The sequence below is a fragment of the Variovorax sp. OK605 genome (assembly GCF_900115445.1).
Classification (GTDB): Bacteria; Pseudomonadota; Gammaproteobacteria; order Burkholderiales; family Burkholderiaceae_C; genus Variovorax.
In genome coordinates this window covers 165,403-185,562 of sequence record NZ_FOWL01000012.1, presented here as the reverse complement: position 1 = coordinate 185,562, position 20,160 = coordinate 165,403, and the positions used below count along the sequence as shown (strand labels likewise).

Annotated in this window: 11 protein-coding genes; 9 read left to right on the top strand and 2 right to left on the bottom strand. The window is 69.0% G+C overall.

The features are described 5' to 3' along the window. The first annotated feature begins 5 nt into the window (after window positions 1–5). From BM013_RS28420 to BM013_RS28410, 3 genes are all read left to right on the top strand, one after another. Window positions 6–875, top strand: a complete 870-nt coding sequence (locus tag BM013_RS28420) for a fumarylacetoacetate hydrolase family protein (RefSeq protein ID WP_093131326.1) — start codon at window positions 6–8, stop codon at window positions 873–875. Then, window positions 872–2,431, top strand: coding sequence for a bifunctional 3-(3-hydroxy-phenyl)propionate/3-hydroxycinnamic acid hydroxylase (locus BM013_RS28415; RefSeq protein WP_093131324.1), 1,560 nt, complete (start codon window positions 872–874; stop codon window positions 2,429–2,431). The genes BM013_RS28420 and BM013_RS28415 overlap by 4 nt, the downstream gene beginning before the upstream one ends. 160 nt (window positions 2,432–2,591) lie before the next feature. Then, complete coding sequence (locus tag BM013_RS28410; RefSeq protein WP_371281049.1) at window positions 2,592–4,094, top strand: GGDEF domain-containing protein; 1,503 nt, start codon at window positions 2,592–2,594, stop codon at window positions 4,092–4,094. A 58-nt stretch (window positions 4,095–4,152) separates the two neighbouring features. Here the strand turns inward: BM013_RS28410 and BM013_RS28405 are convergent, their stop codons facing one another. Continuing rightward, window positions 4,153–4,674, bottom strand: a complete 522-nt coding sequence (locus BM013_RS28405; RefSeq protein WP_093131321.1) for an Lrp/AsnC family transcriptional regulator — start codon at window positions 4,672–4,674, stop codon at window positions 4,153–4,155. 92 nt (window positions 4,675–4,766) lie between these two features. Here BM013_RS28405 and BM013_RS28400 point away from each other — a divergent pair, with 92 nt between their 5' ends. Continuing rightward, window positions 4,767–8,381, top strand: a complete 3,615-nt coding sequence (locus tag BM013_RS28400) for an indolepyruvate ferredoxin oxidoreductase family protein (RefSeq protein WP_093131319.1) — start codon at window positions 4,767–4,769, stop codon at window positions 8,379–8,381. A 132-nt stretch (window positions 8,382–8,513) separates the two neighbouring features. After that, window positions 8,514–8,936 carry an SgcJ/EcaC family oxidoreductase gene (locus tag BM013_RS28395; RefSeq protein ID WP_093131317.1) on the top strand — a complete coding sequence of 141 codons (423 nt, stop codon included), beginning with the start codon at window positions 8,514–8,516 and terminating at the stop codon, window positions 8,934–8,936. A gap of 304 nt (window positions 8,937–9,240) precedes the next feature. Here BM013_RS28395 and BM013_RS28390 read toward each other — a convergent pair whose 3' ends face one another. After that, a complete protein-coding gene (locus BM013_RS28390) occupies window positions 9,241–15,963 on the bottom strand; it encodes an autotransporter outer membrane beta-barrel domain-containing protein (protein ID WP_093131315.1) in 6,723 nt (2,240 codons plus the stop codon). A 407-nt stretch (window positions 15,964–16,370) separates the two neighbouring features. Here BM013_RS28390 and BM013_RS28385 point away from each other — a divergent pair, with 407 nt between their 5' ends. The 4 genes from BM013_RS28385 (at window position 16,371) to BM013_RS28370 (ending at window position 19,907) form a co-directional block, all read left to right on the top strand. Next, complete coding sequence (locus BM013_RS28385) at window positions 16,371–16,961, top strand: immunity 22 family protein (protein ID WP_093131313.1); 591 nt, start codon at window positions 16,371–16,373, stop codon at window positions 16,959–16,961. Continuing rightward, window positions 16,958–17,395: a hypothetical protein gene (locus BM013_RS28380; RefSeq protein ID WP_093131311.1), complete on the top strand. Its 438-nt coding sequence runs from the start codon at window positions 16,958–16,960 to the stop codon at window positions 17,393–17,395. The genes BM013_RS28385 and BM013_RS28380 overlap by 4 nt, the downstream gene beginning before the upstream one ends. Before the next feature lie 106 nt (window positions 17,396–17,501). Next, window positions 17,502–19,091, top strand: a complete 1,590-nt coding sequence (locus BM013_RS28375; RefSeq protein WP_093131309.1) for a hypothetical protein — start codon at window positions 17,502–17,504, stop codon at window positions 19,089–19,091. 300 nt (window positions 19,092–19,391) lie between these two features. Continuing rightward, complete coding sequence (locus tag BM013_RS28370) at window positions 19,392–19,907, top strand: hypothetical protein (protein WP_093131307.1); 516 nt, start codon at window positions 19,392–19,394, stop codon at window positions 19,905–19,907. Window positions 19,908–20,160: the final 253 nt, after the last annotated feature.

Below are 20,160 nucleotides of genomic sequence, written 5' to 3'. Positions count from 1 at the left end.
CCCTCATGAAATTCACCACCTACCTGCGCGACGGCGCACCGCGCCTGGCCGTCGTCGACGGCAACGACCTGATCGACCTGAACGACGCCCAGCCGAAGGTGCCCGCCGACCTGCGCGCCGCGCTCAAGGCCGGCACTGATTTGCACGCCGCCGCGCGCGCGGCGCTCGGCGACAGCGCCGCCAGGCGCATAGCCCTGGCCGGCGTGCCGCTCGCACCGCTCGTTCCCGAACCCGGCAAGACCGTGTGCCTGGGCCTGAACTACTTCGACCACGCCAAGGAAGGCGGCCGCGAGAAGCCCGACTACCCGTGGTTCTTCTTTCGCGGCGCCTCCTCGCTGATCGCGCATGGCGACGACGGCGTCGTGCCCTCGGTCTCCGCCAGGTTCGACTACGAGGCCGAGCTGGCCGTGGTCATCGGGCGCAAGGTGCCGCGCCACACCCGGGAGGCCGATGCGCTGGCCTACGTGTTCGGCTACAGCTGTTTCAACGACATGAGCGTGCGCGACTACCAGAAGCGCACGCCGCAATGGACCATCGGCAAGAACTTCGACGGCACCGGCGCCTTCGGCCCGCTGCTGGTGACGGCCGACGAACTGCCGCCGGGCGCGGCGGGCCTGAAGATCCAGGGCCGCCTGAACGGCCAGGTGATGCAGGACGCGAACACCAGCGACATGATCTTCAACGTGGCCGAGACCATCGCGCTGCTGGCCGACGTGCTCACGCTGGAGCCGGGCGACGTGATCGTCATGGGCACGCCCGCCGGCGTGGGCCAGGCGCGCACGCCGCCGGTGTGGATGAAGGCCGGCGACACCTACGAGGTGGAGATCGAGCGCATCGGCACGCTGGCCAACGCGATCGTGAACGAGGCGCGATGAGCGGGCCGGTCTACGACGTCGCGATCGTCGGCTACGGCCCCGCGGGCCAGGTCGCCGCGGCGCTGCTGGGGCAGCAGGGCCTGAGCGTGCACGTGAGCGAACGGCTGCACGACGTGCACCAGATTCCGCGCGCCATTGCGCTCGACCACGAGATCATGCGGGTGTTCCAGCAGCTCGGCGTGGCGGAAGCCGTCGCGCCCTTCTGTGAGCCCTTCACGCCGTCGGAATACTTCGGCGTGGACGGCCAGCTGGTGCGGCGCATGACCATGGTGGCGCCGCCGTACCCGCAAGGCCATGTGCCCTCGATGGTGTTCACGCAGCCGCCGGTGGAGCGCGCGCTGCGCGCGCGCGTGGCGCAGTTGGCGAACGTGACGGTGGAGCTCGGCGCCGAGCTGCGCGGCGTGGCGCAGGACGCGCAGGGTGTCTCGCTGGACATCACCGGCGCCGGCGGCGCCGCGCAGCAGGTGCGCGCGCGTTATGCCATCGCCTGCGACGGCGGCTCCAGCACCGTGCGCACGCAACTGGGCATGCCGCTGGAAGACCTCGACTTCGACGAGCCCTGGCTGGTGGTCGACGTGCGCGTGAACGAGCGCGGCCTGGCCAAGCTGCCCCAGGTGAGCGTGCAGTACTGCGAACCCGAGCGGCCCTGCACGATGGTGATCGGGCCCGGCAACCACCGGCGCTGGGAAATCTCGCTCAACCCCGGCGAAGACCCGGTGGCGGCGGCCACGCCCGAGCGCACCTGGGCGCTGCTCTCGCGCTGGCTCGCGCCGGAAGACGGCGAGCTGTGGCGCCAGTCGAGCTACCGCTTCCATGCGCTGGTGGCCACCGACTGGCGCAAGGGGCGCGTGTTCCTTGCGGGCGACGCGGCCCACATGCAGCCGCCGTTCCTGGGCCAGGGCATGTGCCAGGGCGTGCGCGACGTGGCCAACCTGTCGTGGAAGCTGGGCGCCGCGCTGCGCGGCGACGTGGTCGGGCCGGCCGCGCAGGCGCTGCTGGACAGCTACGGCGCCGAGCGCAAGGCGCATGTGCGCGAACTCACGAGCCGCATCAAGGGCGTGGGCGCGGTGATCTGCGAGCGCGACCCGGTGAAGGCCCGCGCGCGCGACGCCCGGCTGCTGGCCGAGGCCGGCGGGCAGGTGAAGGACACGCCGCGCCAGGACATCCTGCCGGGGCTGACGGCGGGGCTGCTGTCGCGGCAGGCGCATGCGGCGCGCGGCAGTCTCTTTCCGCAGCCCTGGCTCGAGGCGGACGGCGGGCGCCGCCGCATGGACGACGTGGCCGGCCACGGCTGGCGGCTGGTGCTGGCCGAGGGGGCCCGCTTGCCGGAAGGTCTTGACGACGGCCTGCTGCCCGGCCTGCGCACCGTCGACCTGGGCGCGCGGCGCGAGGCCGAGGGCGTGGCCGCGAACTGGTTCGCGCGCCATGCCTGCACGCATGCGCTGGTGCGGCCCGACAACTATGTCTACGGGGTGGCGGGGTCGCCCGAAGACGCAATGGTGCTCGCGCGCGAAGCCGCCGCCGCGCTGGGCCTGCTGGCGGACCAGCCGGCGTAGCCCTGCAGCCCGTCGTCCCGCTGCCTCGCTGGTCGGATAGAGTCCGGGGCTGGTCTGCGCGGCGATGCGCAGCGCGAGGTCGGCGCGGCATGGGGCCGTGCGGCGCGGGATGGGTGTCTCAGGGAAGCATGAAAGCAAGTTCGTTCGAGGGGTCGCCCCAGTGAAGCGCGACGTTCGCCTTGCCACGTTCTTGCTGTGGGCGGTCGTGATCTCGGTGTCGGCCGCCACCGCGTGGCAGGTCTGGTCGGCGCGCAAACGCACGCTGGCCGAGATCGACACCAACAACCTCAACCTGGCAAAAGCGCTGAACACCTATGCCGAGGGCATCTTCTCGCAGAGCGCCATGCTGCTGCTGGGGGTGTCCGAACGGCTGGAGACCGAGGGCGCCGGCCCGCAGAACCTGCGGCGCGTGCAGTTGCTGGTCGGGCGCCAGGAGCAGTTGCTGAACCAGCTCGACGGCCTGTGCATCGTCGACGCCCGCGGCGATTGGGTGATGCAGTCCACCGCGAACCTGCTGGCGGTGGCCGGCAGCGCCGAGCGCGCCGCCTACTTCGTTCACCATCGCGACAACCCGTCGCGGGAGGTCTTCATCGGATCGCCGGTGCGAAGCCCGTCCGCCGGTGCGTGGGTCATCACGGTCAGCCGGCGCATGGAGGACCGCAGCGGCAAGTTTGCCGGCGTGGTCGTCGCGGCGCTGGGCATCGAGAACTTCCTGCGCCCGTTCGGCGCGATCGACATCGGCAGCAGCGGCGCCATCAGCCTGGCCACCACCGGCGGGCAGCTGCTGGTGCGCTACCCCTACCGAGAGCAGGACGTGGGCCGCGACTTCTCCAGGTCGCCCAACTTCCTGCGCCACTACGCCGATACGGCGTCGGGCACGGCGTCGTTTCGCTCCACGCTCGACGGCATGCAGCGGCTCTACGCCTTTCGCAAGAGCGATCACTATCCGGTGGTGACCACCGTGGCGCTCGGCAGGGACGACGCGCTGCTGGCATGGCGGCACCAGGCGCTGCTGACACTGGGCGTGGTGGCGGCCCTGCTGGCGGCCATGGCGGCCGGGGGGCGGCGGCTGGTCGTGAACATCAAGCGCCGCATCAGCGCCGAGGCTTCGTTGCTGGCCGCGCGCGAGGATCTGCTGAAGGCCAACCGGCGGCTCGAGCTGCTTGCGGCCGAAGACCAGCTCACCGGACTGGCCAACCGCCGCAGCTTCGACGAGGCGCTGACGCTGGAATGCCGCCGCGCCGCGCGCGAGGGCACGGCCGTTTCCCTGCTGCTGTTCGACCTGGACTACTTCAAGCGCTTCAACGACACCTACGGGCACGTGGCCGGCGACCAGTGCCTGAAGGCGGTTTCAGCGGTACTGAGCAACGGCGTCAAACGCCCGGGCGACCTGGTGGCGCGCTATGGCGGCGAGGAACTGGCAGTGATCCTGCCCAACACCGACCTGCAGGGCGCCCGCAGCGTCGCCGATCTGCTGCTCGAGCGCATCCGCGCCCTGAACATCCCGCACCGCGCCAGCCCCCATGGGCGCGTCACCTCCACCGTCGGCGCCGCGAGCCTGCAAGGCGCACGGGCGCAGGAAGGGGAGCGGCAACTGGTGGAAGCGGCCGACCTTGCGCTCTACAAGGCCAAGGAGAGCGGGCGCGATCGCGCGATGACCTGACCCGCGCGCCGCTTGGCGCGGAGCGGGCGTTGGGGAACGGGCAGCGGCCCGTGCCCGGTCAGCCCCGCCGCGGGCTGGCCACGCCCGCCTTCGCCGCCAGCAGGTGCCCCAGCGGCAGCGCGGTTTCCGACTTGATCTCGCGCAGCACGATGCTCGAGCGCACGTGCGTCACGCCCGGCAGGCTGAACAGCACCTCGTGCAGAAAGCGCTCGTAGTGCTTCATGTCGGGCACGGTCACGTTCAGGATGTAGTCGGCCGGCCCGGTGGCCGACACGCAGCGGATGATCTGCGGGCTCGCGGCCACCGCCTGCTCGAAGCGCTGCACCATCTCCTCGCTGTGCCGGTCGAGGTTCACCTCGGCCACGGCCGACACGTGCAGGCCCACCAGCTCGGGGTCGACCAGGGTGGTGTAGCCGCGGATCACGCCGGCGGCTTCCATGTCCTTGATGCGTTTCCAGCAGGGCGTGGGCGAGAGCCCCACGGCCTCGGAAATCTGCTGCACCGTCTGGCGGCCGTCATGCTGCAGCGCAGAAAGAATCTTGAGGCAATGCTCGTCAAGAGAAACAGAACCAACATTCATCGCGGTTTCCGAGAGGATTATTCTTCAAACAAGGGTCTGCGCCAGTGTATTGAAGAAACACTTCCTCGGGGTAGGGCAGAACAATTCGGGGCATGAACGCCCCACTTCCCACGGCCGCACTCAGACGGCCCGACTACCAGCTTTCCGACAACCTCTGGGCCGACGCCGGCTCGGTCTTCCTCACCGGCACGCAGGCGCTGATCCGCATCCTCGCGATGCAGGGCCAGCGCGACGCGGCGCGCGGCCTGCACACGCAGGGCTTCGTCAGCGGCTACCGCGGCTCGCCGCTGGGCATGGTCGACCAGGCGATCTGGAAGGCCGGCGAGCGCTTCAAGAAGACCGGCATCCGCTTCGTGCCGGCCGTGAACGAGGAACTGGCCGCCACGCAGGTGCTGGGCACGCAGCGCGTGGAGTCGGACCCCGAGCGCACCGTCGACGGCGTGTACGCCATGTGGTACGGCAAGGGCCCCGGCGTGGACCGCGCGGGCGACGCGCTCAAGCACGGCAACGCCTACGGCTCGTCGCCGCGCGGCGGCGTGCTGGTGGTGGCGGGCGACGACCACGGCTGCGTGTCGTCGTCGATGCCGCACCAGAGCGACCACGCCTTCATGGCCTGGCGCATGCCCGTGATGCAGCCGGCCAGCGTGGCCGAGTACCTGGAGTTCGGCCTGTACGGCTACGAGCTGTCGCGCTACTCGGGCGCCTGGGTCGGCATGGCGGCGCTGTCCGAAATCGTGGAGAGCGCGGGCACCGTGGACCTGGACGCCGTCAACGCGCGCGTCGCGGCCTGGGAAGACGCCGACGCCGTGCGCGCGGCCACCGGCCACCGCGCGCCGCCCGACGGCCTGCACTACCGCTGGCCCGACCTGCCGTCGCTGCGCATCGAGTCGCGGCTGGAGGACAAGCTCGCGGCCGTGGCCGCCTTCACCCAGCGCAACAGCATCGACCGCCACGTCATCGTGAGCTCGCACGCCAGGGTGGGCATCGTCACCTGCGGCAAGGCGCACCACGACCTGATGGAAGTGCTGCGCCGGCTCGAGCTCTCGCCCGAGCAGCTCGCGCGCGCCGGTGTGCGCCTGTACAAGGTGGGCCTGAGCTTTCCGCTGGAGCAGACGCGCCTCAAGGCCTTTGCGCAGGGGCTCGAAGAAATCCTCATCGTCGAGGAGAAGGGCGCGGTGGTCGAGTCGCAGCTGCGCGACATCTTCTACAACGCCCCCGCCGACGCACGCCCCGTGCTCGTGGGCAAGCACGACCGCGAGGGCCAGCCGCTGGTGTCGGCGCTGGGCGAGCTGCGCCCCTCGCGCCTCATCGAGCTGGTGGCGCACTGGCTGGCCGTGCACTTCCCCGACAACCGCGACCTGGGCGACCACCTGCAGCATGTGCGCGACTTCACGCCGCCCGAGCTGCTGGGCAACGCGAGCGACGCCGTCAAGCGCCTGCCGTACTTCTGCGCCGGCTGCCCGCACAACACCAGCACCAAGGTGCCCGAAGGCTCGACCGCGCGCGCCGGCATCGGCTGCCACTTCATGGCCAACTGGATGGACCGCAGCACCGCGGGCCTGATCCAGATGGGCGGCGAGGGCGTCGACTGGATCTCGCACGCCATGTTCACCAAGACGCCGCACGTGTTCCAGAACCTGGGCGACGGCACCTACTACCACTCGGGCTACCTCGCCATCCGCCAGGCCGTGGCGGCCAAGGCCACGCTGACCTACAAGATCCTGTTCAACGACGCGGTTGCCATGACCGGCGGCCAGCCGGTGGACGGCGTCATCAGCGTGGACGCCATTGCGCGCCAGGTGGAATCCGAAGGCGTCACCAAGGTGGTGGTGGTGAGCGACGCCATCGGCAAGTACGACGCCATCAGGAACCGCTTTCCGCAAGGCACCGAGTTCCACGACCGCGCCGCGCTCGACGACGTGCAGCGCCGCCTGCGCGAGATGGCCGGCGTGACCGTGCTCATCTACGAACAGACCTGCGCCGCCGAGAAACGCCGCCGCCGCAAGAAGGGCGAGCTGGCCGACCCGCCCAAGCGCCTGTACATCAACGAAGCCGTGTGCGAAGGCTGCGGCGACTGCACCGTGCAGAGCAACTGCGTGGCCGTGCTGCCGCAGGAAACGCCCATGGGCCGCAAGCGCAAGATCGACCAGACCAGCTGCAACAAGGACTACTCCTGCGCCAAGGGCTTCTGCCCCAGCTTCGTGGGCGTCACCGGCGGCAAGCTGCGCCGCAAGAGCGGCGCGCTGGCGGCCGGGCGCGACGCCTTCCTGCACCGCGTGGCCGCACTGCCGCACCCCGCGGCGCATGCCTGGACCGCCCCGTACGACCTGCTGGTGACCGGTGTGGGCGGCACCGGCGTGGTGACGGTGGGCGCCGTCATTGCGATGGCCGCGCACCTCGAAGGCAAGTCGGCCAGCGTGCTCGACTTCATGGGCTTCGCGCAGAAGGGCGGCTCGGTGCTGAGCTTCGTGCGCCTGGCCGATGCGCCCGAGCGGCTGAACCAGGTGCGCATCGACACCCAGCAGGCCGACGCCATCCTGGCCTGCGACGTGGTGGTGGGCGCCTCGCCCGACGCGCTGCAGACGGTGCGCCACGGCCGCACGCGCGTGCTGGCCAACGTGCACGAGATTCCCGTGGCCGAGTCGCTGCGCAACCCCGATGCCGACCTGCACGTCGACCTGCTGCTGGAGAAGATGCGCTTCGTCGCCGGCGAGGAACAGGTCGAGACCTTCGACGCGCAGAGCCTGGCCGAGGAGTTCCTGGGCGACACGCTGGCCTCGAACATCGTGGCCACCGGCTATGCATGGCAGCGCGGCCTGGTGCCCCTGAGCCTGGAGGCGCTGATGCACGCGATCGAACTCAACGGCGTGGCCGTGGCGGCCAACCAGTCGGCCTTCTCGCTGGGCCGCCTGGCCGCCGGCGATGCCGCGGCGCTCGACCAGTTGCGCGCCGCGCCGGCCGCGGCGCCGTCGCAGCAGGCCGACGATCGTCCGCTGGAAACGCTGATGGCCGATGCTCGCCTTCACCTCACCGGCTACCAGAACGCGGCGTGGGCGACGCGCTTCGAAACCCGCATTCGCGCGCTGCAGGCGGTCGAGTCCGCAGTGCCGGGCGGCGATGCGAGCCTGCCCTTCACACGCAACGCGGCGCGCAGCCTGCTGAAGCTCATGAGCTACAAGGACGAGTACGAGGTGGCGCGCCTGTACACCGACGGTGCGTTCCTGCAGAAGCTCAAGGACCAGTTCGAAGGCGACCTGAAGCTCGAGTTCCACATGGCACCGCCGCTGATTTCGCGCCCCGCGAATGGGCAGGCGCCCGCCAAGGTGCGCCTGGGCGCGTGGATGCTGCCGGCGATGAAGTGGCTGGCGCACGGCAAGCGGTTGCGCGGCACGGCGTTCGACCTGTTCGGCCACACCGAGGAGCGGCGCACCGAGCGCGAACTGATCTCGCATTTCGAAGGCCTGCTGCAGGGCATGTCGGGCGAGCTGACGGTCGACAACCAGTCGACCGCCGCGCGCGTGGCGGCCCTGCCGATGTCGGTGCGCGGCTTCGGGCACGTGAAGCTTGCGAACCTGGAATCGGCGCGCATTCGCGAGGCCGAGTTGCTGCACCGCTTCGCGCCGTTGCGCTATGCGAAGCCGGCCACCGCTGCTGCGGCGGCGGGGCAGATCCGGGGCATTGCGATCGTGGCCGGTACGAGCGTCTGAAGGGGCGGGGGCTTGTCCGAGGTGTCGGCTTGCCCCTGAAGCGCTCTCGAAGGTACTCTGGAGGTACGCGCAAGGAAGCCGATCGCGCAAGCGCTGAATTGCATCGTTGCTTCACATGTTCGGAGGATCCGGATGAGACGACCCGAAGACGTTCCCCAGGCGTTTCAGACCGCCTGGAACAGCCACGACATGGCGTCCCTTGGTGCCCTGTTCCATGACGACGCGACATTCGTGAACCGGTTCGGGCACTACGTGCGCGGCGTCGACGCCATCGTCGCCCTGCATGCCCCTATCCACTCGACCATCTACAGCGACTCCACGCTAGAGAACGAGCTGATCGACGTGACCGCCATCGACGACGACGCCGCAGTCACGCACTTCTGGAGCCGCCTCACGGCCGGTGCGGCTCACCCGGCAGGTCCGCACGCGGTCGACACGTTGATCCTTGCGGTACTGACGCGCCAGAGTGGCGAGTGGCGCATCAAGGCGCTCGAGAACGTCACCTTGACGGATCCTCGGACCGGAGAAACGGTCTTGAGGCAGCGGCCGGCCTGATCGCAGCTCAAGCAGCAAGCCACGCAGGAAATTGCAGAGGCCGCGGGATCTCAGGCCACCGCACACGACAAGCGCAGGTATCTGGCCGAAGCGAAGCCGGCTGCCGCATCACTGGAGCCGCAAGCGCTGTGCATCGGTTGTCCCGACGGTGCTCGAAGCAGCGCAGCAACGTCTTTCCGCCTTACACGTGCATCTTTCGCGTCGACGTCGAGCCAGCGGTCACAGGCGGTTCGAACACCGCGCGTCGACAGTCCTGACGCCTTCGTGTGCCGGGCTGTAGACAGCCTTTCACCGCTGCACCGCTTCACCACTTCACGCGAACGCCGAGCGAGCCGTTGATCGAGCTCTTGACCTTGGCGTCGCCACCCGATGACCAGAGCTTGCCGATTTCGCCGTAGAGGCTGGTCGACTGGCTCAGGGCCAGCGTGAAACCGCCGGCCAGCTCGGTGCTGGTGCTGCCGGTGGGTGCCGCGATGTCGGTCGTGGTCGCGCCATTCGCGAAGCGCGCGATGTCGGTGCCGCTCGAAGTCTTGTAGACATTGAAGCGGCCGTAAGGCTGCAGCGTGCCCATGCCGGTGTCGATCTGGCCCTTCACGCGAACACCTGCCCGCGCGATCCAGCCGCTGTCGGCTTGCGGTTGCGCAATGGCGCCGGCGATGGCCGAATTGTTCAAGTCCATGTGGTGATGGATCAGCTGCAGCTGCGGTTCGACAGTCCACCCGCTGCCGCCGATCGCGAAGGCTTGTCCCACCTCGATGGAGCCCAAGAGGCTGTTGCCCTTGCCGCCGATGCCCGTGCTGGCGAGCGGCTCGACCGTGTAGCGGTGGCGGCCGGACTGCACCACGGCGTCGGCGTAGAAGCCGCTGTCGCCGGTGTAGGTGCCGTACACGCCCACGTACTGGCTGCGAAGATCGTTGCGGCCGACGCCCAGGTTCTGCACGCCGCTGGCGAAGCCGCTGACGCGCGCATCGCCGTCGAGCTGGCCGACGTAGATGCCGGCGCGCCAGTGAGGCGTTGCGAGCAGGTCGGTGCCGGCCTGGACGCCCGTCAGGCGGCCCTTGCTCTTCGGCGACACGGCCCCGCCCTGCTGGATGTCGATGTCCGCCGAGAGCACGCGCGCCCAGGCACGACGGTCGGGCCCGGCCTGCAGGGTCGCCCCGCCCTTGACATCGTCGTCACCCACGCGCTTGCGCACATCCCCCAGCATCGCAAGGCTGCCCTGGCGCAGCTGGCTCGGCAGCGCTGCGTACAGCGAAGCCTCCGCGCGATAAGTGACCACCGGAACGCCCGGGGTGCCGGCCGTCCCGGGCACCCCGGGCGGCGTGGCCGCGTTGGTGCTCGAGCGCAGGAACCAGTTCTCGCCAGCGCCGCTGGCATCGGCCGCGTACAGCCGGTACTCGTACGCGCCGGCATCGACGTGGCCGCCTGCAAGCGCGAACGCGTCTTTCGTCGTTTGCGCCGTGGTGGTCGCGCCGCTCTGCGCGCTGATCACCTCGATGCCGTTGCCCACAGTGAGCGCGCCCAGGCCGCCGAGGTTCGCGACCTGCACGCTCGTCTTGCCGGTGGCCGTGCCGCCGTTGATCACCAGGCGGTCCGACGGACCCGTGCCGCTCAGCGCGGTGCCGAGCCGCAGCACGCCGTTGTTGCCGGCGTAGTTGCCGTTCACCGTGAGCGTGGCCCCCGCCGTCGCACCGGCCAGCGATACCGTGCCGCTGTTGGCGAGCGAGGCCACGCTCTGGCTCAGGCCCGCAAGGTCGAGCGTGGCACCCGAAGCCACGCTGTGCGCCGAAGCCGCGCTCAGCGTGTTCACGGCACCGGCCTTCAACGTGCCCTGCGCCACGTTCGTTGCCCCGGTGTAGGTGTTGGCACCCGACAGCGTCAGCGTGCCCGTGCCCTGCTTGGTGATGAAGCCGCCGCCGCTGATGCCGCCGCTCAGCGCGCCGTCGAAGGCGCCGGTGTCGATGACCGGGTCGTTCTGCCCTGTGAGCCTGATCGCGTTGGCGATGGTCACGTGGTCCGCGCTGAAGCCCAGCGTGGTGTCGTCGTCCATCGTCAGCGCGCCGGTGCCCAGGGCCTGGCTGTGGCCCACGTTCAGGCGCCCCTGCCGCAACGCCGTGCCGCCGGTGTAGCTGTTGGCGCCCGAGAGCGTGAGCGTGCCGCTGCCGACCTTGACGATCGCGCCGCCGGTGCCCGCGCCGGGTTGGGCGAACTGGCTGCCCTTGTCGCCGACGGTGCCGGCAATCACGTCGTTGCCGTTCGCGCGCCCGAGCGTGAGTTGCGTGGCGCCCAGCACCACGGCGCCCGCGCCGGAAAGCGCGCCCACCTCGAAGCCGCCCTTGGCGGTCACGCCCGACACGTCGAGCGTGCCGCCCTGGGCATTGGCGATGGTGGCCTTGGCGGCCGACGCGGTGTCCGCGAAGTACACGGTGCCGCCGCTCAGGTTGTCGATCTTCGCGCTGCCCGCGGATGCCGCGTTCGTGAAACCCACCAGGCTCTTGTCGCCGTTGACGATGGTCGCGCTGCCCGCGCTGCTGCCTTGCAGAAAATTCACACTGCCGCCGAGGTTGGCGACAGTGGCGCCGGCCGCGGTGCTTGTATCGCCGAACGACAGCGAGTTTGCGTCCGCCGCCTGCCAACCCGCACCGTTGACCGCGAGCTTCGCGGTGCCTGCGGTCGAAGCGCCAGCGAACGCCAGAAGGTTGCCGCCGTCGGTGCCGCCCGCGCGGCCGACCGTGTAGCTGTTGGCGCCCGCGTCGGCCGCGTTCGCGAACACCAGCCGGGTGCCGTTGCCTTGCTGCTGCACCGGGCCCGTGCCCAGTGTGCCGCCGGTGCCCACAGAAATGGTGGCGCCGCCTTGCAGGACGGTGCCGCCGATGTAGTCGTTGGGCGTGGCCACCGCCAGCGTGCCGCCCTTGCCCGTGACCGTGAGCGCACCCGGCCCCGTGATGCCGCCGACCGCGCCGAACACGCTGCCCGCCACGTCCAGCATGCCGCCGGAAATGCCCAGCGTGATCGCCCGGTTCGACGTGACCGGCCCCGCCGCGCCCGCGATGCGCAACGCGCCGCCGTCCAGCGTGAGCCCGCCGCTGGCCGCGCCCAGGTTGGTGTCGGCGCTGATCTGCAGCACGCCGCCGTGCACCGTGGTTCCGCCCGTGTAGTCGTTGGCGCCGCCCAGCACCAGCGTGCCCCCGTCTTCCTTCGCGATGCCGCCCGCGCCGGTGATCTTCGAGCTGATGGTGGCCGTCATGCCCGCGCTGGCGGCGGTGCCGTCGCCCACGCGCAGGTTGGTGCCGGCCGTGGTGATGGTGAGCGGGCCGCCCGCCACCGTGTAGCCGTCGATTGCGAATTGCGCGCCGCCGATGCGCACCGCGCCGCCCGCGCCCTTGTTGTCGACGGTGACGGTGCCGGCGGTGCCGCCGAAGACGGCGAAGCCGCCCTGCGCCCAGGGCGCGTTGGCGCTGCCGGCCACGTCGGTCCAGCCGTCCGCGGGCGTGCCGGCGCGCCAGGTGCCGCTGCCGCCGCTGACCTTGCTGTCGTTGTAGTTGGCGCTGTTCCCGCCGTCCCACATGTTCAGCACGAGGCCCGAGGTGTTGATCAGGTTCACCTGGTTCGCCACGCTGGTCTGCAGCACCAGGTTGCTCGCGGCCACCGGCGCCGTGCCGATGGCGATGCCGTTGTCGGTCAGCGTGCCGGTGTAGTTGATGAGGCGGTACAGCCCCGCGCCGAACACCCCGCCCGCCGACTGCGTGACATTGACCGAACCGCCCAGCACCAGGTTGCCGTCGACGTTGAGCAGGTCGTTCAGCGGCCCGCCCGCCATGCCCGCCTGGCCCAGGTCGAAATCGATGTTCGAGCCCGCGGCCAGCGTGAGCGCGCCGGTGCGCATGGCGCTCACGCCGTTGCCCACCGACAGCCGCGCGCCGCCGGCGATGGCGACCGGGCCGGCGATGCTGCCGCTGCCCGTGAGTTGCGCGCCCGAATTGACCTGCACGGCACTGGCGCCCGTGGCGCTGCCCGCCGTGTTCATGACCGACAGCGTGCCGCTGTTGACGGTGGTGCCGCCGGTGTAGAGGCTGCCCTGCGTCAGCACCAGCGCGCTGGCGCCGTTCTTCACCAGCGGCCCCGTGCCCGTCAGCTTGCCGCCCAACGCCAGCACCTCGTTGGACGCCAGCGTGAGCGTGGCGTTCAGCACCATGTCGTTGGCCAGGGAGAGCGCCGTGCTCCCGTCGAGCGTGGCCGCGCCGCCCACCGTGAGCGCGCCGCTGCCCAGCGCCACGTTGCTGCCCAGCCGCAGCGTGCCGGCGTTCAGCGTGGTGCCGCCCTGGAAGCTGCTGGCCGCGCCCATGAGCGACAGCACGCCCGCGCCGTCCTTCACCAGTGCGCCGCCGCCGGTCACGTCGCCGGCCAGCGTGAGCGCCGAGGCGTTGGCGAGCGAGAGCCGGCTGCCCGCGTTCAGGGTCACGTCGTTGGCCAGCGTCATCGCGCCCGGGGTGCCCAGCGCCACGTTGCCGCCTATGGTCAGCGCACCCGTGCCGAGCGCATTGGCCGCCGCGACGTCCACGCGGCCCGCGTTGGCCGTGAGCCCGCCGCTGAAGCCGCTGTTGTTGCCGTCGAGTGCGAGCGTGCCGGTGCCGTTCTTGACCAACGTGCCCGACCCTGTGACGGTGCTGGCCAGCACCGTGTCGTTGGCCGTGCCGAAGGTCAACCGCTTCGCGCCCAGCGCCAGGCCGGAGCCGGCCACGCCTTGCAGGTCGCCGACGGTCTGTGCGCCGCCCGCACCGATGTCGAAGCTCGCGCCTGCCGCGGCGATGTTGACCGCCGTGGTCAGGGCCAGGTTGCCACCCGCGCCCAGGGCCAGCGTGCCCGCATGGATGGTGGCGGTGACCGGGGCCAGCGGCCTGTCGATCGTCCAGGTGCCGCTGCCGGCCTTGACCAGGTCGCCGCCGAAGGTGGTTGCGCCCGTGACCGCGTCCGAATAGGCCTGGCTGCCGGTCCCGTCCAGCGTGAGCGTGGACCCGGGCACGGAACCGATGCTCAGGTAGCCGGCAATCTGCCCGCCGCTGTGCAAGGTCACCTGGTTCGCCTTGCCGGTGTTCAGGTTCACGCCGCCGTTGATCTGCCCGGCGTTGCTGATGTTCGACGTGCCGCCTTGCACCACGATGCCGATGCTGCCGGAAATCGTCGAGCCGGCCGTGTTCGTCACGTTCGCGTTCCCGATGATTGCCAGCCCCAGGTCGTTGGTCGAAACGATGGAACTGCCGCCGCTGTTCAAGACCGTGCCCCCGGCGAAGAAGACCGCGGCGTAGCCGGACGCCCGGACCGATCCGCCCAGCGTGTTGTTGAGCGTGCTCGTCGCCGTCTGGGTCTGTATGCCGCGGTCGACGCCGAGGATGCTGCCGCCGCTGTTGTTGACCGTGCCTCCGGTGTCCAGGGGCATCGCCAGGTGGCCGTAGACGGTGCCGCTGTTGTTGACGGTGGCCGTTCCCGCCGCGCCTTGCACGCCGTAGCCGATGCCGGGCACGCCGACGGTGCCCGCGTTGGTCAGCACCCCGCCGTTGTTGACGATGACATGGCCGGTCACCGCCCCGGAGGCCAGTTGCAGCGTGGCGTTGTTTCCCTTGGTGTCGTCCACCGTCGTGGAGGCGTTGACCAGGCCGTTGCCCGTGGCCAGCATCGTGCCGCCCGCCACCGCCGCCGCCTGGAGGCCGGGGTTGTCGCCGGTCACGCGCGTGATGCCCGTGCCGTCCTGGATGAGGCGGGCGGCGCCGGCGATGACGCCCGACAGCGTGAGGTCGCGGGCGCCCCGCACCGTCAGCCTGCCCGGCAGGCTCACCGCGTTGGTCAGCACGATGCCGTCCGCGGTCGGCTCGATGGCGCCGCCGCCGCCGATCAGGTTCGCCGCGCCGAAGGCCGTGGCGGCGCTGAACTGGGCCAGGCCGCCCGAGAACTTGAAATCGGCGGTGGCGGGGGTGGCCGCGCCGCTCAGTGCCCAGGTGCCGCCGGTCACGGCGACGTGCTGGAAGTTGAGGTACTTGTCCATCGCCAGCGCGCCGGTGCCGGTAGCGGTCGCGTCGCCGCCGTCGGCGGCGTTCTGCAGGCGCAGCGTGTTGTTGCCCGCGGCCCCGCCGTCGACGAAGCCGGTCGGCGCAAAGGCCAGGTCCATGCCGGCGACGGCCAGTTGCGGCGCACCCGCGCTGTCGCCCATGTCCACCACCGAGCCGGTGACGGCGGCAAAGGTGTTGCTCACCCCGCCGCCCATCGACAGGCTCCCGTGCAGCGTGCCGGCATTGACAAAGGTGTTGCCGGCGCCGCCGTCGAAGCCGATGCGGCCGACCACGATGCCGGTGCTGGTGTTGGTGAAGCTGATCACGCCCTTGCCGTAGACGGCGATCACCGGCGCGTCGGCGGACGAGGTGGCAGGAGGCGCACCTGCGATCAGCCCGGTATCGATCAGCCCTGCATTGGTGATCTGGCTCGCGCCCGCGTTCTGCATGTCCACCGCGACGCCGTCGAGACCGCCCAGCGGGGTGCCGAACGGGCCGCGGCCGCCACGGATGGTGCCGTCGTTGAAGATCGTGCGGTTCGACGCGCTGGCGCTGCCCATCTGCACGCCGATGCTCGAGCCGCTCGGCGGCCCCATCAGCCCCACGTCGATCGTTCCGGAATTGTTGAGCCGCACGTTGTCGCCAGACAGGAACATCGCGGTGCCGCCCGCCCCCAACAGCACGCCGACCGTGGCCCCGCTGTTGACATTGACGGTCTGGTTGTCGAGCGCGGAAGAATACGAAGGTGACAGGAGATTGGCCGGGCCGACGCAGTTCACCACGCCCCCCACGGGGAGGCAGACGGCCCACGAAGGCGGCGCCACCGCGCACAGGCCCGCCGTCAGAACAAGGGCGGCCGTGTTGCGCGCACCCGATGTTGCGGCGCGGCCGCTGCTGCGCTTGCCACGCGCACGCGTGATTTCAGAAGCGGCGACCCAGGCGCCGAGCGTGGCATTCCAGACGGACGTGAAGGTGATGTTCATGCCCCTGCAAGCGGCAACATGCGTGCCGTTGCGTGAACCTTCACAACGGCACGGCGCGCCTAGCCCTAAAGGGTTCATTCGTCCGAAAAGCGAGCACCTTCGAATTCGTCTTTAAGCGCCGTGTCGGCGGATGGCGGTGGCGTGTTACGTGACGGCACACGGGTTGCACGACGTAACGCCCGGCGGGCGCGAGGTGTGCCACACCAAGCAGGGAAGGGTTGCGATGCATCGCATGGGTTGTGCGCCGGTTGTGTCTTCACCTTCGCAGTCATGGGAATGCCTGCCGAAGCTGCACGCCAGAGCGCTGTGTCCGACGACTATCATCGCCACGAACAAAATTCCCGGGAACCGATTGCGAGCGTTGGCGCCGCAGCGTGCGCCGGCTCGCAGTGATTGGAAGAGGACACATGACCAAAGATCGCCATTCCGATGATTTCAAGCGCCAGCTGGTGGACGAAGCGCTCAACCGCACGCCGACCGGAGGTTTCCCCGAGCTGGAGAAACGGCACGGATTGAAGCCCGGCACGCTGTTCGACTGGGTCGAGACCTACGGTCCGCCGAGTCCCCCCGCACCGTTCTCGGCACTGCATTTCTGGATCGGCACGACGACGATGTCCGAAGCGGATTTCGGCGCCTACTTCGATGCTGCGGACGACTACTGGTCGCACGAAGTCGAGGACATCGAGGACTCCGATGTCGATCTGACCGGCTGCGGCTTCTGCGTCGACATGGGAATGCGTTTTCTCTACGACGAAGACCTGCTGCTCGTCATTCGGCTGGACGCACCGGTTGCCGTCAGAGAGCTGGTGGAGATGAGCACGCTGGAATCGGAAGAGTCCGTGCAGGCGATCGTCGCGGCCTGTGCCAGCCAGCGCATCCACACTGCGAACGCGATGTTCGCCTACGCGGATCCGACCGAGCCCGTCGAGAACGCAGCAAGGCTGTACAACGGCGTGCCCTATATCGGCCTCTTCCAGAGCAAGGACGCGAAGAAGTGACGAATTTCGATTTCGAGGCACTGCTGGGGCTGCAGCTGAAAGACGACAAGGTCATCGAGCTGTTGGAACTGCGGGACATGCAAGTCGTCTACGACTTCGACCGGACGCACGAGAACCTCGAGGACGTGTATTGGGCCGCAGCCCCCAAGTCCGGCTTTCAGTTTCGATTCGACCAGGAGCAGAAGCTGGACGTCGTTTTTCTCTACATCGCAGCCAGCGAGGGCTTCGAGCCGGTCGCGCGCGATGAGGTGGCCATTCCCCTGTTCGAAACCTTCGACGAGGCCAGGCAGGCACTCACGCAGGCGGGCATTTCGCTGAAAGAAAGCCCGGATGAAAAATGGTGGATCAAAGGCGATTTCGGGGCCAACACACGGCACTACGAATTCCGGAAGGACACGCTCTTCCGTGTCACGTTGAGCAGCAAAGCGGCTTAGCTCGCAAGCCTTCCCACGCAGGCAAGAGCCCGGACATTTTCACGAAGCCGGCTTGTAGACTCGTCGGTCCGGCGCGAGCACGCCACCTCCATCGAGTACGACATTCATGACACAGCAGGTGCTGTCGCCCGGCGATGTGCTGGGCTTTCCGATCGAGCGCATCGGCCGTTTTGGTGCCTGCCAGGTCGTGGCAAAAAATGCCGCGAATGACCAGGTCACCGTGACGCTGCTCGATTGGGTCGGCGAAGCAATGCCGACGCTGAACGACGTGGCCGATGTGCCGCGGCTCGTGAAGAGCTTCATGTTCTGGCAGCCACGCGAGATCGTCGACAACGTGCCGCTGCCAGCGCCGTCTAAGTACCGTGCAATCGGCACGCTGCCGGTACGCGGGAGCACGGAGTCCAACAGCCATGGCGGCTGGAATTTCGACGACATCGTCGCTCGGCAGCACCGTTGGAATACCTTGCCCGCCGAGCTGACCGCCGCGTTCAAGGCAAGCCTCGACACCGCGCAGACCGCCGTGATTCCTGGCCTGGAGTGCACCCGCAGCGGCGAGCCCATGCAAACGCGTCTTGCCGCCGCACGCAGCTTCCGCGACGACGGCGGCTACCGCATCGCCGACGAGTTCCGCATGGCGTCGCTGTGCGCGTGGCCCGCGCTGTACCAGGTGTTTCTGCAGCGCTGGCGCGACGACCTGGTGCCGTTCCTGGAGTCGGCCTCGCTGGTGTCGGAGCTGTCGCTTGTCGGGCATGGGCAACGCGAGATCGACCTTTCGCGCACGCATATCGACCGGCTTGTCATCGACATCGGCGGTCTCGAGCGGCTGGTGCTTCCGCAAAGCCTCAGCATGCTGATCGTGCACGGCAAAAGCGGGACCAACAGCTGCGCCTCCGTCGATGAGCTGGTGGACGTGCCCAGTGCAGAGACCGCCGATGCGATCGCGCTCACGCACGTCGTGGCCGAGCAGAACGGCCGCTGGATCTCGGTGCAGGCCCATGGCGCGGTGCCGCCCTTGCATGGACTCGACCAAGCGCGGGGGCTGCGCCTGGACGCGGTGAGCAAACTCGACCTCTGTGACGTGGCCGACAGCTTTCTCAACATCGAGTACCTGCATCTGCTCGGCGCCCCTGGCGAGTTGACTGAACTGGCGGCGCTGGCGGAATTGCCGAAGCTCGAGGCGCTGTGGCTGTGCGACCTGTTCGGCTACGGCCCGGAAGACTTTCCAGCGCCCGACGCGTTCCCGGCCCTGACGAGCCTGAGCCTGGACAGCGTGCCTGCCGAGGTTGCGGCCGGCGTGCGCAAGGCGTTCAAGAAAACGCCGCGCGTTGCGCTGTCGGTGCGCAAGCCGCGGTCGCCCGAATGGCTTTCGGAGAACCTGGAAAACCCGCTGCGCCATTGGGATGGCCGAGAGGGCATTCCGGCTGCCGCGGTCAAGAAGACGCGCGCGGCCTTCGTGTCCGCGTTGCGGCAGGTGCGGGAGGCCGATGCAACGCGAACCGACGAAGCGGCATACACCGCCCGCGTTACACAGGCAGCCGCGGACTTTCTCGCGGTGGTCGGCGGGCTGAACGGCAAGCACGGCTTTCTCTACACGCTGGAGCGCGACGAGGTGGTCGATGCGGTGAACATGCTCACGGTGCGGCTTTCTCACGAGGCACGAGCGGCGCAGGATCTCGAAGAGGCGTTGGACGATTGAGCCGTGCGGTGCCTTCAACGAGGTGAGCTCGGTCAACGCGAATGTCGAGACGCGCGACTGACAAGGGGCAGATATCGATCGCGACGTTTGGTCCAGTGCACGGGCCGCGCGAAGAACAACTCCGAGGTTGTGGGCGGCTCTGGAAGTTGCACTGGGAAGTGAGCCGCGGCCCACATTGGCTTGAGTCCATGACCACTCTCGCACAGATCGAGAGACCGCTTCGCAGCGCACGCCAGCTAAAGTTGCCGGCCAGAAACCGACTTTCTACTTCGCCTTTCACCCAGCCAATGAGATCTTTCCATGCATAAAGTGTCCCGCCTGCGAGCTCTCGTGTTCGGCCTCTTTGCGTTGACCACCCTGCACGTTTCGGCCGGGCAGGACAGCAATCTGGAGGACGGGCTCGCCAATGCGTTGCGCCTGAAAAGCGGCTCTGCCCAAAGAACCGGAACATCCGGAAAGGCCATCCAGGCCTACATGCATGCCGGGCTGATCGGCAAGAAGCCGACTCAGCGCATCGACTACACCGACTACTATCTGCTTCGCAAACCCGCGGGCTTCATGGGCCACGAGTTGGTGGTCATCGAGGAAGAGTACATGGCCCAGTATGTGGGGTGCTGCGTCAGTCCGGGTGCGGGCGTGTCGGTGAAAGTGAAGGGCCGCACAGACAACCTGGAGGCCTTTGCGCGCCAGAACAAATGCACCTTCACCGACAAGGTCGACCTTCAACGGACGCTTCGCGACGTGAGCGTCAAGGTTGCATTGCCCGCGGCCAGGTATGCGACCTTGAGTTGCCGAGAGCGGGATGCCGAGCGTTGATGCTGGAAAGAGAATGATCTCTTTTTCTTCAGCAGCGGCGCGATGCCGCCAGAGGAAGCCAGTCGCCGCGATGGCGTCGATGAGGTGTGCAAACAGCAGGCCCGGGTCGATGGCACTCCAGCGCAGTCACCGCGCATTGAATGAACCCAGAGGTTCGATCGAGCAAGGTGGTCTTGCCTCGCTGCTTCGTGAGAACGCGTTTCCGCGCCAGGCTGCATTCAGGCCAACCAGACGCGTGTCTGGCCCTTGCGAG